This is a genomic window from Sphingopyxis sp. H073 (assembly GCF_001468395.1).
In the GTDB taxonomy this organism is placed as follows: domain Bacteria; phylum Pseudomonadota; class Alphaproteobacteria; order Sphingomonadales; family Sphingomonadaceae; genus Sphingopyxis.
In genome coordinates this window covers 353361-365980 of the sequence record NZ_LNSG01000005.1, presented here as the reverse complement: position 1 = coordinate 365980, position 12620 = coordinate 353361, and the positions used below count along the sequence as shown (strand labels likewise).

Sequence of the window (12620 nt, the reverse complement as noted above, 5' to 3'; positions counted from 1 at the left end):
CGCCCCTATACTGCCGCGGCCGGAGCCGCGTCAACACGGGGGTTAGAGCGTTTTCGCCGCTTCCATCGCGAGCGCGACCGAATGCTTGCGCGCGGTGTGATCATACATCGAAGAAGCGACGATGATCTCGTCGACGCCGGTACGCGCTCTGAACGCCTTGAGGCCTGCGGCGACATCGTCGATGGTCCCGACCGCCGAGCATTGCAGCACATGGTCGAGGATCGCGCGCGCATTGGGCGGCAGGCTGTCCTTATAGCCTTCGAGCGGCGGCTTCATCTTGCCGGGATTGCCGGTGCGCAGCGCGACGAACGCCTGCTGCTGCGACGAAGCGAGCAGTTCGGCTTTCTCGCGCGTGTCGGCGGCAAAGACGTTGAACGCCGCGGCAGCGTATGGCTCGGCAAGCTGGTCCGAGGGCTTGAACTGGCGCCGATAGATGTCGAGCGCTTCGTCGAGCGCGTCCGGCGCGAAGTGACTGGCGAAGGCATAGGGCAGGCCCAGCATCGCCGCGAGCTGTGCACCGAACAGGCTCGACCCGAGAATCCAGAGCGGCACCCTTGTCCCCTCGCCGGGCACCGCGCGGATGCCCAGCCGCTCGTCGCCGGCAAGGAATGCCTGCAGCTCGACCACATCCTGCGGGAACTGGCGCTCGTCGCTCGCGAGATTGCGGCGGAGCGCGCGGGCGACGACGCCGTCCGAACCCGGAGCCCGCCCGAGGCCGAGATCGACGCGGCCGGGGAATAGCGCTTCGAGCGTGCCGAACTGTTCGGCGATCACCATCGGCGCATGGTTCGGCAGCATGATCCCGCCCGCGCCGATACGGATGCTCGACGTTGCCTGCCCGATATGCGCGAGCACGACCGAGGTCGCCGCGCTCGCGATCCCCGCCATCCCGTGATGCTCGGCAACCCAATAGCGTTCGTAGCCCAGCGCCTCGGCGTGCTTCGCGAGGTCGGCGGCGTTGGCGAGCGATTGGGCTATTGTGCCGGTGTCGGTTACGGGCACGAGGTCGAGAAAGGACAGTTTCGTCATGCGGGCCGATATGCGGTCGCGGCGCTGCGGGTTCAACCACAGCCCTCCGCGGGCAGGCAGAAGAAAATCTACGCCCGCTCGTCTTTCGGCGATTCCATCAGCACATAAGTGGTGATCGAATGCACCTGCGGCAGCACGCCGAGGACTTCGGTATGGAAATGTTTGTACGCGGCAAGATCCTCGGTCTCGACCCGCAGCAGATATTCGATCGCGCCGGTGAGATTGTGGCACTCGCGCACTTCGGGAGCGAGCGCCATCGCCGCCTCGAAATCATTCTGCGACTTCTTCGTGTGCGACGACAGGCCGACGGTCACATAGGCCAGGAACGTCAGCCCCAGCTTCGCCGGGTCGACCACCGCGCGATAGCCCTTGATAACGCCGCTGCGCTCGAGCTCCTGCACGCGGCGCAGGCACGCGGAGGGAGACAGGCCGACGCGATCGGCGAGTTCGAGGTTCGAGATTCGCCCGTCGCGCGACAGTTCGCGCAATATCTTGCGGCCAATGGCGTCGATCTTGATCATAGATTGCACAATCTATCCCAAGACTACCTATCTTTGCAATCCGTGGCGCATCGAAACGCATTATGTTGCGCCACATGGAACAGACCACCCTCGCCGCGCTCTCCGCTTTCGCTCTCGTCTCGTCGATCACGCCGGGGCCGAACAATATGATGCTGATGGCGTCGGGCGCGAACTTCGGCCTTCGCCGCACCGTACCGCACGCCCTTGGCGTCGGCATCGGCTTCACGCTGATGATCGTCCTCGTCGGCGTGGGGTTGATGGGATTGTTCGACATGTTCCCGGTGCTCAACATCGCGCTCAAGTTGGTGAGCGTCGCCTATTTGCTCTGGCTCGCGTGGAAGATCGCCAACGCGGCCGCGCCCGGTGACGGCGAAAACCCGCGCGCCAAGCCGATGAGCTTTTTCCAGGCCGTGATGTTCCAGTGGGTGAATCCGAAAGCCTGGTCGATGGCGCTGACCGCGATCGCGCTCTACGCCCCCGACCGCAATTTCGCCGCGGTGCTCCTCGTCGCGGTCATCTTCGGGATCATTAACCTCCCCTCGACCAGCCTGTGGGCGGTGATGGGCGTGTCGCTGCGCGGTTGGCTGTCGAGCCCGGCGCGGTTGCGCGCGTTCAACTGGACGATGGCGGCGTTGCTGGTGGGGTCGCTCGCGCTTCTTATCTGATCCGATTGCAAGGTTGCGATCCGCAACCTAAACACGGCGCTCCCCCAATCGGAGAAGAGAGCCATGCAAAGCCGCCGCCTAGGAAAAAGCGCCATCCACGTCTCCGACATCTGCATGGGGACGATGACCTTCGGCAGCCAGACCGACGAGGCCGAAGCGTTCCGCATTCTCGACCGCTGCTTCGACGAGGGGATCAATTTCTACGACACTGCCGAGGGTTATCCGGTGCCGCCCGACACGAAATGGGTCGGCCGCACCGAGGAAATTGTCGGCCGCTGGCTCAAGACCAAGAACCGCGACGCGATCATCCTCGCGACCAAGGTCTCGGGCCCGAGCCACGTCTGGTTCAAGTCGCCGTGCCGCGGCGGGATGACCGCACTCGACCGCCACAATATCCGCAGCGCAATCGAAGCGAGCCTCACGCGGCTGCAGACCGATTATGTCGACCTCTACCAGACGCACTGGCCCGACCATGATGCGCCCTATGACGAGATCATGGATGCGCTCGACGAACTGGTCCGCGAGGGCAAGGTGCGCATCCTCGGCTGTTCGAACGAGACGAGTTGGGGGCTGATGAAGTCGCTGGCCGCATCCGAACGCCTCGGCGCCCAGCGCTATCATACGATCCAGAACAATTTCAGCCTGAACAATCGCCGCTTCGAGGATGAACTCGCGCAGGTCTGCCGGCAGGAAGGCGTCAGCCTGATCCCCTATTCGCCGCTCGCCGGCGGTGTCCTCTCGGGCAAATACCAGGACGGAGCGACGCCCGAGGGCGCGCGCTTCTCGCGCTATCTCGCGATGGAGGGGCGGCAGGCCGCGATGGGCCGGCGCTTCGTCAACGAAAAGAGCCTTGCCGCGACCGAACGCTATCTCGCGATCGCCGAAGAGCATGGCCTGCATCCGGTGACGATGGCGACCGCCTGGTCGAAGCAGCACGATTTCGTCGCCTCGACGATCGTCGGGGTCAGCGCCTATGATCAGGTCGACCCGATTCTCGCCGCCAAGGAGCTCGTGCTGAGCGATGACCTGATGAAGGCGCTGCACAAGGTCGGCAAGGACATCCTCTACCCGATGGGCTGAGGCGCGCCGCCGAACCGCTCGCGCAGCTCGAACTTCAGCACCTTGCCCGTCGCGTTGCGCGGCAGCGCGTCGACGATTTCGAGCCGGGCGGGGTGTTTGTACCGCGCGAGCCGCTCGCCGCAGTGCGCCTTGATCTCCTCGATCGTCACGCTCGCGCCGGGGCGCGGCACGACAACCGCGCAGCCGCATTCGCCCCATTTGGGATCGGGCAGGCCGATCACCGCGACCTCGTGGATCGCCTCCATCGCGTAGAGCGCATTTTCGACTTCGGCCGGATACACATTCTCGCCGCCGGTGATGTACATGTCCTTCACCCGGTCCTCGATGTAGAAATAGCCCTCTTCATCCTGCCGCCCGACGTCGCCCGAGCGGAACCAGCCGTCGACGAAGCTCGACGCATTGGCATCGGGCCGGTTCCAGTAGCCGGGCGTGATGTTGAGCCCGCGCATCCAGATCTCGCCAAGCTCGCCGACCGGCGCCTCGGTACCGTCGCCGCGCATGATCTTCGCCTCGCAATGCCGTACCGGCTTGCCCGCGGCGCCGATCTTGCCCGGGATGTCGCGCGCCTCCTGCATCAGCGCCGCAGCGCAGGTCTCGGTCATCCCGTATCCCTCGCGGATCGGCACGCCGCGCGCGAACCAGGTGCGGAGCAGGCTTTCGGGAACGCTCTCGGCGCCGCAGCTCATCGTCTGGGTGCGCGAGAAATCGGTGGTCGCGAAATCGGGATGCGCCTGCATCGCATTGTACATCGCCGGCACGCCGAGAAAGTGCGTCACACCCAGATCGGGATCGCCGAACAGGCGCAGCATGGCGCCGGGCTCGAACGCGCGCACCACGACGACGGTGCCGCCGAAGCCGAAGCTGATCGTCGTATAGGCGACGAGCCCGCCGATGTGGAACAGGGGCAGCGCCACAAGCCCGACCATCTGGTTCGACGCATTCGAGATGCCGCCCGACCCCGCATTGATGAACAGGAACTGGGCGTGGTTGAACATCACCCCTTTCGGCGTTCCCGTGGTGCCCGACGAATACATGATCATGCAAAGATCGCTGCCGAGCTGCGGAAGCTGGCCGTAAACGGGCGTCGCCGCGGCTATCGCCGCCTCCAGATCGCCGCCCTTCCCCGCCGGGTCCATCGTGATCCAGTGCGCGACATCGGTCTTCTCCCTGAGCGCCGGGATCACCGCTTCGAGATCGGTGTCGTAAAACACCGCGCTCGCGCCGCTGTCGCTCACCATGAAGGCCAGCTCGTGTGCGGTCAGGCGGAAGTTCAGCATCGTCAGCACCGCGCCGATCCGCCAGCAGGCGAACATGATGTCGAGCATGTCGCTGCTGTTCATCGAGAGCAGGCCGACGCGGTCGCCCTTCGCGACGCCGATTGCGCTCAAATGCCCCGCGATCCGCGCCACCCGCTCGTGCATCGCGGCATAGCTGTGCTGCCGCCCACTGTGGATGTCGATCGTCGCGATCTTGTCGGGAAAACGGCGCGCATTTTCGGCGATCCAGTCATAGACCAGCATATCGTTCATCTTGTCTCTCCCGCAGCAAACTTACGTTTTCCGCGCGAGAAAGCGAATCGATTCTAGGCCAGCGTCAGGCGAGCTCGGCCTTGAACAGTTCGAGCATCCGGCCCCACGCCTTTTCAGCCGCCGCCTCGTTGTACGCGCGGCCGTCGGGCGGGCACCAGCCGTGCATCGCACCGGCATAGACCTCGACCTCGTGCCATTGCTTGCGGGGGGTCAGCACGGCGTTCAGCCGGTTCTTCTCTTCGGGGTCCTGCTTGTCGTCATTGTCGGCGATCGCGAACAGATAGCCCGCGTTGGTTCCGGGGATAAGCAGGTGCGGGCTGTCGGGCTTGTCGGTGCCGACCCCGCCGCCATGAAAGCTCGCCGCCGCGCCGACGCGGTCGGGCTTCAACGCCGCGGTGTAGATCGTCATCGCCCCGCCCATGCAATAGCCGGTCGTGCCGAGTTTGCGCCGCGTATCGACCTCCTTTTGCGCGTCGAGGAAGGCGAGATGCGCGGTCGCGTCGGTCGTCACCAATGGCTTGGTCAGCTGCTTCAGATAGCCGAACAATTTGTCGCGGATCGCGGGGTCGTTGAAGTCGTTCGTCGCGTCGACGACGGGCGACTTCTGCCAGCGATAAAAGGGGTTCACCGTCAGCACTGCATAGCCCTCGCCTGCCAGCCGGTCGGCCATCTGGCGAAAGGCAGGACGCAGGCCGCGGATGTCGGGCCACACAAGCACGCCTGGATGCTTTCCGGCGGCCGGGTGAACGAAATAGGCGTCGGCAACTCCGTCGGTAGTCCGGATCTCGACGTCGCGGCCCCTAACTGGCCCGGCGGCGCCGGCGGAGACGGGGAGCATCGAGGCAAGCGCGCCCGCGCCGACCAGCATGCCGAAGCTCCGCCGGTTTACCGGGACTCCTGCGCGGTCGAGATCGGCTTCGGTGATGTCGTTGCACATGGCTCTCTCCTCTTCCCGAACCCCGATACGCGCCGAAACGCCAAAGGCTGCCGATTCTCTCGAAAGCGCAGAAAACTAGGCAACTTCACTCACAAATCGCAGTACGAGCACCGATGGGTATAGGGGCAGCTAAGCACGGCCCAAGATAATAGGAAAGGGTTATCGGTCCCATTTCGTCATCCCCGCGGAGCCGGGGATCCCGCTTCCTCCAACGCGACTATTTAGCTGGATCCCCGCCTTCGCGGGGATGACGAGACAGGAGGTCAGGCGTTGAGACGTATCTCGCCGTAACTATGCGCCACATGATGCACGCCGACACCGCGCAGCATCTCGCCATGCGCCGCACGGTCGACGATATGACCCGCGCCGCAGAAGCCGACCACGGTCATCCCCGCCGCGAGCGCAGCCCGCGCGCCGGTCGGCGAATCCTCGATCGCGAGGCAGTCCGCCGGATCGACCCCGATCCCTTTGGCCGCAGCGAGATAGATGTCGGGATGCGGCTTGCCGCGATCCCAGCCATCGGCGCTGTAGATATGCTCGCCGAAATGATGGCGGAGGCCGAACAGCCCGAGCGCCCAGTCGATATATTCGGCGCGGCTCGACGAGGCGATGGCGCGCGGCATCGATCCCATCGCGTCGAGAAAGGCGGGTGCCCCGGGAACCGCGTCGAACCCCTCCATGAACCTCGCCCGGGCGCGGGCACGATGCGTTTCGCGAAAATCGGCGGGCAGCGCGCGGCCGAAGCGCGCCTCGATCCGCCGCTGCGTCTCCTGCCAGTTATGGCCGTAATAGTCGCGCAAGGCTTCGTCATAGGTCGTCGGCATCCCCGCCGCGGTCAGGCTTTCGGAGAGCGACATATTCGCGCGCACCTCGCTGTCGGCGATCACGCCGTCGAAGTCGAAGATGATGGCGGCGAAGGTCATCGGGTGTGCACAATCTTCATACTTGGGCGCTAGAGACTGAACGGGTCAGGAAACATCATCATGAAATTCATTTCGCTAAACTCGCGTGGCGGCAACTATCTGGTTGTCGCGGAAAATGTCGCGTGGCTCCGGTCCGCCGAAAACGGACAGACGCAGGTCGGCATGGTCGGCAGCACGCCGCTGCTCGTGGCGGGGACCATCGAAGATGTTTCGGCCTCGATCCTCGCGCAGGCCAACGCCTCGGGGCGCCGAGCCGGTGACGGACCGCCGGTCACGGCATGAGCGCCGGATCGCGGGCATAACCCCACGCGCCCTCGCCCGACCAATGGCGTCCGTCGGGGAAGCTCAGCTTTATCCCGCTTAGCTGCGCCGGCGCGAACAGGCGCATGTTGACGCCCATCAGGTCGACCGCACCGCCCATCCGCTCGATCAGGCCCGCGGTCGCCGACCAGTGCGTCGAACAGCCGCAGATGGCACAGAAATGCAGGTCCGAATTGGGGTTCGGGCGGTCGGCGCGATTATAGGTCCGCGTTTCCCCCTCGATCACGACATCGCGCGGCGAATAATAGGCCCAGAGGATGCCGTGCGAGAAGCAGAGCGAGCAATTGCACTCGGCAATCTCCTCCGGCGCCTTGGCGAGGCGGACAGAAACGGCGCCGCAGTGGCAGGTCGTGTCCCAGCTCATGATTCCCTCCGGCGATGATGGGCGATGGCGGTCATCGCATCCTCGAAACTGCCGTCGGTACCGGTCAGGCTGACCGGAATGTCGCCTCCGGTAAGAGCGCGATTGGCGCCGGCCACCCTGCCAAGCAATTTGGTCGACGGAAAACGATCGGGATTGCGAAGATGAAGAATGATCGACTTTTGACGCTGGAACTCCCAGACGGTTACGTCGACAATCTCCGACCAAGGGATCGTCTGTTCCGACCACGACTTGAAATAGACGCCGCTTGTGGAAATGCGGATCACGTCGCCTCCGTCGAACATACGCCGCAACGCCACGATACCGCCGAGACCGAAAAAGGCGACGCATAACCAGCCGATCCATTCGCTGCCCGGTCGGAGCGACGCGCCGAACACCCCGGCGATGAGCAGGCCTCCGAACACAAACGCCGCTGCGCCCAGTGCGAGCAGCGCAAGGCGCCAAGGCGAGGATCGAGCGGTGAAGGTCCCCCCGGTCACTCCACCGTCACCGACTTCGCCAGATTGCGCGGCTGATCGACGTCGGTGCCCTTTGCGACCGCAACGTGATACGCCAGCAACTGCACCGGCACCGCGTAAACCAGCGGCGCGATCAGCGGGTGGACCTTGGGCATTTCGATCGTCGCCATGCAGCCGTCGCCGGCTTCGGCGAGGCCTTCGGCGTCGCTGATCAGCACGACCTTGCCGCCGCGCGCCATGACTTCCTGCATGTTGCTGACGGTCTTTTCGAACAGCGGCCCGCTCGGCGCGAGGACGATCACCGGGACCGCCTCGTCGATCAGCGCGATCGGGCCGTGCTTCATCTCGCCCGAGGCATAGCCTTCGGCGTGAATGTACGAGATTTCCTTGAGCTTGAGCGCGCCCTCGAGCGCGAGCGGATAGTCGGGGCCGCGGCCCAGATACAGCACGTCGCGCGCCGGCGCGACCAGATGCGCCATCTTGGCGATATCCTCGTCATGCGCCAGCGCCGCGTTCAATGCAGCGGGGGCTTCGATCAGATGCTTGACGATCTCGCGCTCGTCATCGGCGCTGAGCTTGCCCTTCTTGAGCGCAAGATGCGCCGCGAGCGCGGCGAGGACCGCGAGCTGGCAGGTGAAGGCCTTGGTCGACGCAACCCCGATCTCCGGCCCCGCGTGGGTCGGGAGCAGCAGGTCGGCCTCGCGCGCCATGCTGCTCGTCGGCACATTGACGACGACCGCGATCGTCTGTCCGTTCGCCTTGCAATGGCGGAGCGCCGCGAGCGTGTCGGCGGTCTCGCCCGACTGCGAGATGAAGAGCGCGAGCCCGCCGGGTTGCAGCACCGGGTCGCGGTAGCGGAACTCCGACGCGACATCGATGTCGACGGGGACGCGCGCGAAGGTCTCGAACCAGTATTTGGCGACCATGCCCGCATAGAAGCTGGTGCCGCACGCGACGATCGTGATGCGCTCGACCGTCGACAGGTCGAAGTCCATTTGCGGCAGCGCGACGGTCTGTTCGAGCGGGCGGATGTAGGAGGAGAGCGTCTGCGCGACCACGGTCGGCTGCTCGAAAATCTCCTTCTGCATGAAGTGGCGGTAATTGCCCTTCTCGACCGCCGCGGCAGTGACGCCCGAGGTGGTGATTTCGCGTGTCACCGGATTGTTCGCAGCGTCGTAGATCTGCGCGCCATCGCGTGTGATGACGACCCAGTCGCCCTCGTCGAGATAGGCGATCTTCTGGGTCAGCGGCGCAAGCGCGAGCGCGTCGGAGCCGAGATAGGTCTCGCCCTCGCCATATCCGACGACGAGCGGCGAGCCGAGGCGCGCGCCGATCAGCAGATCGGGATGCTGGCGGAAGGCGATCGCGAGCGCGAAGGCGCCGCGGAGCTGCGGCAGCACCGCCTGCACGGCTTCCTGAGGCGACTTGCCAGCCTCGACCTGTTCGCTGACGAGGTGCGCGACGACTTCGGTATCAGTCTCGCTCTCGAAGGTGCGACCGCGCGCCTGCAGCGCTTCGCGTAAGGGTTTGAAATTCTCGATGATGCCGTTGTGCACCAGCGCGACTTCGCCCGTCGCATGCGGGTGCGCATTGCTCGTCGTCGGCGCGCCGTGCGTCGCCCAGCGCGTGTGCGCGATGCCGACGGTGCCGGGCGCCGGGTTGCCCGCGAGCTCCTTGACGAGATTGTTCAACTTCCCCTCGGCGCGGCGGCGGATCAGCTGGCCACCCTCGACCGTGCATACCCCCGCCGAATCATAGCCGCGATATTCCATGCGCCGCAGCCCGTCGACGAGGCGGTCCGCCACCTGGTCCTTGCCGATGATTCCGATGATTCCGCACATGGGGGCTGGGCTTTCTTCTAGAGCGTGTAGGGAATGCGAATACCCGGCATCGACGCCGGAAACACCTTGATATTGCGGGTGACGAGGATGCGGCCGCTGATCTGCGCGGTCGCCAATACGAAGGCGTCGGCAAGGGTCAAGCCCTTGCGTTCGGCGCGGAGTGCGGCGGCACGACGCGCAACGGCGTCGCCGATCTCCTCGACCTGGAAACAGCCGAGAAAGGCCTCGACGGCTTTGACCGATTGCGGGTCGGCGGCGGACATCACCTCGGTCCAGCTCACCCGGCTGACGCTCTTGCGTCCGGCGCGGCGGATCTCGCCCCGCGCGGCCTCGACGCCGATCAGCGCGTCGATCAGGATGTCGCTGTCGAACTGCGCATCGATCATTCGCGCTTGCCCCTCAGGCGGCGCTGATATTTGAGGCCGTCACCGATATCGTCGCGGTCTTTCCAGATACCGAACGCATTGTCGATCGCGTCACCCGACACGTCGGCGCGATAGGCGGCAACCGCGCGGCGCACCAGCTCAGCGCGCGAGACGCCTTGCTCATTGGCGAGTGCATCGAGCCATTCGACGTCAGAATCGGGAATGTCCGCGAGAAAGCGCATGTAGTTCTGATATCATATCATGATATCAAATCAAGTCCTGCCGAAATTTCTGTCGACGAAAGTCATGGCAAATTGCACCGGATCGGCGGGGCGGCCGTTGCCCTGCTCGAAACGTAGCCTGCCCTCTTCCCAGATCTTGCGGACCTGATCGGGCAATTCGGGTCCGAATTTCATCTGTTGCGCGACCATTTGCACCCAGCTGCCCGTCAGCCCCAGGCTCTGGCGTATCGTCGGCTCCATCGCCACGCAATAGGCGCGCGTCGGCTCGTCGAGATGGCCGATCGCGTTCAGGACCCACGCGTCGACGTAGCGAAGGAATGGCTTGTCGTCGTAGCGGTCGCTCATCTCGTCTTCTCCGTCTTCCATTCGTCGCGCAGCAAGCCGTAGATCAGCGAATCGCGCACGCCGATATGCGTTTCCCACTCGCCGCGCAGCCGGCCTTCGCGCTGGAACCCCAGCCGTTCGAGCAGCCCGATTGAACCCCGATTTTCGGGGTCGGTGTCGGCAAAGATGCGGCGCAGTTCCAACTCGTCAAACCCATAGTCGATCACTCGCGCCACCGCTTCGCGCGCAATGCCCTTGCCCCATTGGTCGCGATGCAGGATATAGCCGACTTCCTTCACCTGAGGCCTGCCGTCGATCAGGATGACCCAGCCGAGCGCGGCATCGTCGCCCGCGGTGATCGCCCAGCAGAGATGACCCTGCCCTTCGCTGGCATTCCCTTTGACGTAATCCGCCGTCTCCGCAGACGACGTGTGCGGCCCGCTCGACCACCAGATCATCACCTCGGGATCGGACAACACCGGAAACAGCGCGCCGGCATCGTCCTCGCGAAGCTGGCGCAGCACGAGCCGCGCGGTCGTCAGCGTCGGCGCGGGCATCGGTCTATTTCTTCTCCGCTGCCTTCTTCTTGCGCATCGCATCGTGAAAGCGGTCGGCCCAGCCGGGCTTGACCGACTGTTCGGCGCGCACGAGGCGGAGTTCGCCGTCCATCACGTCGCGCGTCACCGTGCTGCCCGCGGCGACGATCGCATCGCGGCCGATCCTCACCGGCGCCACGAGCGCGCTGTTCGATCCGATGAAGGCATTCTCGCCGATCTCGGTCCGATATTTGAAATAGCCGTCATAATTGCAGGTGATCGTCCCCGCGCCGATGTTCGCCCCTGCGCCGATGGTCGCATCGCCGAGGTAAGTGAGATGGTTCGCCTTGGCGCCCTTGCCGAGGATCGCCTTCTTGACCTCGACGAAATTGCCGATCTTCGCCTTCTCGCCGAGGATCGTGCCGGGACGCAGGCGTGCAAAGGGGCCGACTTCGCAGCCGACACCGATGGTCGCACCCTCGATATGGCTGAAGCCGCGGATCGTGACCCCGTCGGCGACTTTCGCGCCGGGACCGAAGAATACATTGGGCTCGATCGTCACGTCGCGGCCGATTTCGGTGTCCCACGAGAACCAGACGGTTTCGGGCGCCTTCAGCGACGCTCCGCCCGCCATTGCCTCGTCGCGCTTGAACGCCTGCCACTGCGCCTCGGCGGCGGCAAGTTCGGCGCGGCTGTTGATCCCGGCGACGTCGGCGGGGTCGGTCCTGACCACCGCGCAATGGCGCCCGTCGGCGTTCGCGATATTGACGATATCGACGAGATAAAATTCCTTCGCCGCATTGTCGTCGGTGACCCGCGCGAGCAGCGCGAACAGGTCGCGCGCCTTCGCCGCCATCAGCCCCGAATTGCACAGTCGCACCGCGCGCTCGGCGTCGGTCGCATCCTTATGCTCGACCATCTTCACGACTCGGTCGCCTTCGGTGATGACGCGGCCATATTGCAACGCATCGTCGGGCTCGAACGCCAGCACCACGACCGCGGGCGCATCGGAGGCGCCGAGCCGATCGATCATCGCCTGCATCGTCGCGGTCGGCACGAAGGGCACATCGCCATAGAGGATCAGCACGTCGCCGTCGAAACCGGCGAGCGCCTGCTCCGCCTGCTGCACCGCGTGACCGGTGCCAAGTTGCGGTTCCTGCACCGCCAGATCGGCACTGCCGCCAAGCGCTGCCTCGAGCTGGTCGGCCTTGTCGCCGACGACAACGACCTTCTTCGCGGGCGCCAGCGCATCGACCGCGGCCATCAGGTGCAGCAGCATGGGCCGCCCCGCGATCGGGTGCAGCACCTTGTGGAGGTCGGACTTCATGCGGGTGCCCTTGCCCGCAGCAAGGATGATGGCGGCGATGGGATTGCTCATGGCGCGAGCCATGCCAGCAAATCATTGCGGTTTCCAGCACATCGCGCCATGCGATCGTGCAAATCCCGTTCGCATCGAGCGAAGTCGAG

16 protein-coding genes are annotated in these 12620 nt (G+C 64.9%); 3 read left to right on the top strand and 13 right to left on the bottom strand.

Translation table 11 applies throughout. The features are described from left to right. Positions 1 to 42: 42 nt before the first annotated feature. Positions 43 to 1029 carry an LLM class flavin-dependent oxidoreductase gene (locus ATE64_RS12385; RefSeq protein WP_058457207.1) on the bottom strand — a complete coding sequence of 329 codons (987 nt, stop codon included), beginning with the start codon at positions 1027 to 1029 and terminating at the stop codon, positions 43 to 45. A 68-nt stretch (positions 1030 to 1097) separates the two neighbouring features. Next, a complete protein-coding gene (locus tag ATE64_RS12380) occupies positions 1098 to 1550 on the bottom strand; it encodes an Lrp/AsnC family transcriptional regulator (protein ID WP_058457165.1) in 453 nt (150 codons plus the stop codon). A gap of 74 nt (positions 1551 to 1624) precedes the next feature. Between ATE64_RS12380 and ATE64_RS12375 the strand changes: the two genes are divergently transcribed. Both ATE64_RS12375 and ATE64_RS12370 read left to right on the top strand, forming a co-directional pair. Beyond that, the gene (locus tag ATE64_RS12375) at positions 1625 to 2215 is read left to right on the top strand and encodes a LysE family translocator (RefSeq protein WP_058457166.1); all 591 of its coding nucleotides are present in this window, start codon (positions 1625 to 1627) and stop codon (positions 2213 to 2215) included. A gap of 63 nt (positions 2216 to 2278) precedes the next feature. Continuing rightward, positions 2279 to 3295, top strand: a complete 1017-nt coding sequence (locus ATE64_RS12370) for an aldo/keto reductase (protein WP_058457167.1) — start codon at positions 2279 to 2281, stop codon at positions 3293 to 3295. Here the strand turns inward: ATE64_RS12370 and ATE64_RS12365 are convergent. The 3 genes from ATE64_RS12365 to ATE64_RS12355 form a co-directional block, all read right to left on the bottom strand. Then, complete coding sequence (locus ATE64_RS12365; protein ID WP_082657726.1) at positions 3280 to 4824, bottom strand: long-chain fatty acid--CoA ligase; 1545 nt, start codon at positions 4822 to 4824, stop codon at positions 3280 to 3282. The two genes, ATE64_RS12370 and ATE64_RS12365, sit on opposite strands and share 16 nt — an antisense overlap. Positions 4825 to 4888: 64 nt before the next feature. After that, complete coding sequence (locus tag ATE64_RS12360; RefSeq protein WP_058457168.1) at positions 4889 to 5761, bottom strand: dienelactone hydrolase family protein; 873 nt, start codon at positions 5759 to 5761, stop codon at positions 4889 to 4891. A 263-nt stretch (positions 5762 to 6024) separates the two neighbouring features. After that, a complete protein-coding gene (locus ATE64_RS12355; RefSeq protein ID WP_058457169.1) occupies positions 6025 to 6684 on the bottom strand; it encodes an HAD family phosphatase in 660 nt (219 codons plus the stop codon). Positions 6685 to 6744: 60 nt separating this feature from the next. Here ATE64_RS12355 and ATE64_RS12350 point away from each other — a divergent pair, with 60 nt between their 5' ends. Next, positions 6745 to 6966, top strand: coding sequence for a hypothetical protein (locus ATE64_RS12350; RefSeq protein ID WP_058457170.1), 222 nt, complete (start codon positions 6745 to 6747; stop codon positions 6964 to 6966). On the opposite strand, the gene ATE64_RS12345 is transcribed toward ATE64_RS12350, so the two are convergent. The 8 genes from ATE64_RS12345 to glmU are packed head-to-tail and all read right to left on the bottom strand — an operon-like array spanning position 6956 to position 12543. Next, positions 6956 to 7369 carry a hypothetical protein gene (locus tag ATE64_RS12345; RefSeq protein WP_058457171.1) on the bottom strand — a complete coding sequence of 138 codons (414 nt, stop codon included), beginning with the start codon at positions 7367 to 7369 and terminating at the stop codon, positions 6956 to 6958. The two genes, ATE64_RS12350 and ATE64_RS12345, sit on opposite strands and share 11 nt — an antisense overlap. Then, complete coding sequence (locus ATE64_RS12340; protein WP_058457172.1) at positions 7366 to 7866, bottom strand: STM3941 family protein; 501 nt, start codon at positions 7864 to 7866, stop codon at positions 7366 to 7368. Before ATE64_RS12340 ends, ATE64_RS12345 begins: the two co-directional genes overlap by 4 nt. Next, on the bottom strand, positions 7863 to 9686 hold the full coding sequence (glmS, locus tag ATE64_RS12335; protein WP_058457173.1) for a glutamine--fructose-6-phosphate transaminase (isomerizing): 1824 nt from the start codon (positions 9684 to 9686) through the stop codon (positions 7863 to 7865). Before glmS ends, ATE64_RS12340 begins: the two co-directional genes overlap by 4 nt. A gap of 17 nt (positions 9687 to 9703) precedes the next feature. Next, on the bottom strand, positions 9704 to 10072 hold the full coding sequence (locus ATE64_RS12330; RefSeq protein ID WP_058457174.1) for a PIN domain-containing protein: 369 nt from the start codon (positions 10070 to 10072) through the stop codon (positions 9704 to 9706). Next, a complete protein-coding gene (locus tag ATE64_RS12325; protein ID WP_058457175.1) occupies positions 10069 to 10293 on the bottom strand; it encodes a ribbon-helix-helix domain-containing protein in 225 nt (74 codons plus the stop codon). The genes ATE64_RS12330 and ATE64_RS12325 overlap by 4 nt, the downstream gene beginning before the upstream one ends. A gap of 30 nt (positions 10294 to 10323) precedes the next feature. Then, complete coding sequence (locus ATE64_RS12320) at positions 10324 to 10638, bottom strand: hypothetical protein (RefSeq protein ID WP_058457176.1); 315 nt, start codon at positions 10636 to 10638, stop codon at positions 10324 to 10326. Further along, complete coding sequence (locus ATE64_RS12315; protein WP_058457177.1) at positions 10635 to 11174, bottom strand: GNAT family N-acetyltransferase; 540 nt, start codon at positions 11172 to 11174, stop codon at positions 10635 to 10637. The genes ATE64_RS12320 and ATE64_RS12315 overlap by 4 nt, the downstream gene beginning before the upstream one ends. A gap of 4 nt (positions 11175 to 11178) precedes the next feature. Next, positions 11179 to 12543, bottom strand: coding sequence for a bifunctional UDP-N-acetylglucosamine diphosphorylase/glucosamine-1-phosphate N-acetyltransferase GlmU (glmU, locus tag ATE64_RS12310; RefSeq protein WP_058457178.1), 1365 nt, complete (start codon positions 12541 to 12543; stop codon positions 11179 to 11181). Positions 12544 to 12620 lie beyond the last annotated feature (77 nt).

Bases quoted from the DNA above. Each gene is read 5' to 3' on its own strand.
- ATE64_RS12370 (WP_058457167.1), top strand. From the start codon at position 2,279: ATGCAAAGCCGCCGCCTAGGAAAAAGCGCCATCCACGTCTCCGACATC.
- glmU (WP_058457178.1), bottom strand. From the start codon at position 12,543: ATGGCTCGCGCCATGAGCAATCCCATCGCCGCCATCATCCTTGCTGCG.
- ATE64_RS12350 (WP_058457170.1), top strand. From the start codon at position 6,745: ATGAAATTCATTTCGCTAAACTCGCGTGGCGGCAACTATCTGGTTGTC.
- ATE64_RS12380 (WP_058457165.1), bottom strand. From the start codon at position 1,550: ATGATCAAGATCGACGCCATTGGCCGCAAGATATTGCGCGAACTGTCG.
- ATE64_RS12355 (WP_058457169.1), bottom strand. From the start codon at position 6,684: ATGACCTTCGCCGCCATCATCTTCGACTTCGACGGCGTGATCGCCGAC.
- ATE64_RS12325 (WP_058457175.1), bottom strand. From the start codon at position 10,293: ATGCGCTTTCTCGCGGACATTCCCGATTCTGACGTCGAATGGCTCGAT.
- ATE64_RS12365 (WP_082657726.1), bottom strand. From the start codon at position 4,824: ATGAACGATATGCTGGTCTATGACTGGATCGCCGAAAATGCGCGCCGT.
- ATE64_RS12375 (WP_058457166.1), top strand. From the start codon at position 1,625: ATGGAACAGACCACCCTCGCCGCGCTCTCCGCTTTCGCTCTCGTCTCG.
- ATE64_RS12360 (WP_058457168.1), bottom strand. From the start codon at position 5,761: ATGTGCAACGACATCACCGAAGCCGATCTCGACCGCGCAGGAGTCCCG.
- ATE64_RS12385 (WP_058457207.1), bottom strand. From the start codon at position 1,029: ATGACGAAACTGTCCTTTCTCGACCTCGTGCCCGTAACCGACACCGGC.
- ATE64_RS12345 (WP_058457171.1), bottom strand. From the start codon at position 7,369: ATGAGCTGGGACACGACCTGCCACTGCGGCGCCGTTTCTGTCCGCCTC.
- ATE64_RS12330 (WP_058457174.1), bottom strand. From the start codon at position 10,072: ATGATCGATGCGCAGTTCGACAGCGACATCCTGATCGACGCGCTGATC.
- ATE64_RS12315 (WP_058457177.1), bottom strand. From the start codon at position 11,174: ATGCCCGCGCCGACGCTGACGACCGCGCGGCTCGTGCTGCGCCAGCTT.
- glmS (WP_058457173.1), bottom strand. From the start codon at position 9,686: ATGTGCGGAATCATCGGAATCATCGGCAAGGACCAGGTGGCGGACCGC.
- ATE64_RS12320 (WP_058457176.1), bottom strand. From the start codon at position 10,638: ATGAGCGACCGCTACGACGACAAGCCATTCCTTCGCTACGTCGACGCG.